Annotated in this window: 3 protein-coding genes; 2 read left to right on the top strand and 1 reads right to left on the bottom strand. The window is 63.3% G+C overall.

Annotated features, from left to right (window positions below):
• The coding region (locus EN925_RS34000; protein WP_164894591.1) for an FAD-dependent oxidoreductase at window positions 1–163 on the bottom strand (163 nt) is incomplete at its 3' end.
• A gap of 145 nt (window positions 164–308) precedes the next feature.
• Between EN925_RS34000 and EN925_RS34005 the strand changes: the two genes are divergently transcribed.
• Together EN925_RS34005 and EN925_RS34010 are read left to right on the top strand one after the other, a co-directional pair.
• On the top strand, window positions 309–1,247 hold the full coding sequence (locus tag EN925_RS34005; protein WP_127368895.1) for a MurR/RpiR family transcriptional regulator: 939 nt from the start codon (window positions 309–311) through the stop codon (window positions 1,245–1,247).
• Window positions 1,244–1,891, top strand: a complete 648-nt coding sequence (locus EN925_RS34010; protein ID WP_013530318.1) for an isochorismatase family cysteine hydrolase — start codon at window positions 1,244–1,246, stop codon at window positions 1,889–1,891. Before EN925_RS34005 ends, EN925_RS34010 begins: the two co-directional genes overlap by 4 nt.
• Window positions 1,892–1,913 lie beyond the last annotated feature (22 nt).

A 1,913-nucleotide genomic window follows, 5' to 3' on the forward strand; every position in this document is an offset into this window, starting at 1 on the left:
GGTAGAAGGCGTGCAGCAGCGCCGACGATCTGCCCGACGGGCCGCCGGCGGGATGGGTCTGCTCGACCAGCGTGACCTTCACACCGGCTTTGGCCAGATCATAGGCCGCGCTCGATCCGACAATACCGGCACCGACGACGATGACGTCGCTTCCATTTCGCATGGCTGTTCCCCACAGTCTCTTGGCTGCTTTTCGACAAGGTAGGGCCAGCGATCGCGCAATGTCAACATCTCTTCATTGTTGACCGAGATTTAAATCTCTGTAATAAACTCGACAAAACAAGAGAACACGGATTCCGGGGAGGCCCATGGCGATACGCGATGTTCTGATGCGCGGGGATCTTGCGCTGACGCCGTCGGAGGAGAAGATCGTCCGACTGCTGTTGACGGACTATCCGACCTCCGGCCTCGGTACCGCCTCATCGCTCGCCCGGCGCGCTGGCGTCAGCGATCCAACCGTGGTGCGGCTGGTGATGAAGCTCGGCTATGAAGGGTTTCCGGATTTCCAGGCGAGGCTTCTGGCCGAAGTCGAGGCAAGACTGCACTCGCCGCTGCTGATGATGGAGGCCAAGCGGCAGAGCGGTTCCAACGACAGCGCCGTGCTGGCCTATCTCGATAGCGTCACCACGGCCTTGCAGAAAGCCACCGCCGCGACACCCGTCCAGACTTACGAGCGGGCGGCCCGCTTGCTGATGGAGGCCAAGGGCGAGGTCGTGCTGGTTGGCGGCCGGTTCAGCCGCCACATCGCCGGCATGCTGGCCGGCTATCTCGTGCAGTTCCGCTCCGGGGTTCGCGATCTCGGCGTGCTCTCTCCGCAGATCTTCGACACGCTGGCCGACCTCGGCCGGCGCGACGTGCTCGTCGTCTTCGACTACCGCCGCTACCAACTCGATGTGATGGCCTATGCAAAACAGGCGGCGGCGCTCGATCTGCGCATAGTCCTGTTCACCGACCAATGGCTGTCGCCGATATCAGATCTCGCCGAAGTCACCATCGTCAGCCCGCTCGAAGTCGCCTCACCTTACGACACGCTGGCGCCGGCGATCGCACAGATGGAAGCGTTGGTCGCCCATATCGTTTCGACGCTGGGCGACGAGGCCCGCGCCCGCATCGAGCGACTCGAAAAGGTGCGGCATGCCAATGCCGTGACGCTCGACAGCGAACCGCAAGAGAACGGCGCGCGCAAGACACCCGGCCCCCGCAAGACACCGGGACCCAAATCAGCAAAGCAGGACGACAAAGCATGACCCAGGCCCTACCCAAACGAGACGAAGCCTTCCGTGCCGGCGAAACGGCACTGCTGCTCGTCGACATGCAGCGCATCTGGCTGGAGCCGGGCGCCGATCCGTCGCATCCGGAACGTGGCCCCGATCATTATTTTTACCGGCAGACATCCTCGCAGACGATCCCCAACCAGGAGCGCCTGCTGGCGGCGGCGCGGGCCAATGGCGTCGAGGTGCTGCACACCATCATTCAGAGCCTGACCGAAGACGGCCGTGAGCGCTCGCTCGACCACAAGCTGACACCGATCCATGTTGCGCCCAGTCTCCCCGAAGGACTGCCGGTGGCATCGCTGGCGCCGGTTGGCGACGAGATCATGCTGCCGAAGACGTCGTCGGGCATCTTCAATTCGACCAATGTCGACTATCTCCTCAAGAACCTCGGCATCCGCTATCTCGTCGTGGTCGGCGTGCTGACCGATCAATGCGTCGACATGGCGGTGCGCGACGGCGCCGACCGCGGCTATCTTGTCACCTGCGTATCGGATGCCTGCGCCACCATCACCCAGGAACGCCACGACATCGCGCTCAAGGCCTTCGGCGGCTACTGCTGGGTGGCCGACACCGACACGGTCGTCGACCGCTTCAACGCTTTGGGAAAACCGGCATGACGTCGACTGTCGAGCCTCTGGT

The organism is Mesorhizobium sp. M7A.F.Ca.US.006.04.2.1 (genome assembly GCF_004022915.1).
Classification (GTDB): domain Bacteria; phylum Pseudomonadota; class Alphaproteobacteria; order Rhizobiales; family Rhizobiaceae; genus Mesorhizobium; species Mesorhizobium ciceri.

Bases quoted from the DNA above. Each gene is read 5' to 3' on its own strand.
- EN925_RS34005 (WP_127368895.1), top strand. From the start codon at position 309: ATGGCGATACGCGATGTTCTGATGCGCGGGGATCTTGCGCTGACGCCG.
- EN925_RS34010 (WP_013530318.1), top strand. From the start codon at position 1,244: ATGACCCAGGCCCTACCCAAACGAGACGAAGCCTTCCGTGCCGGCGAA.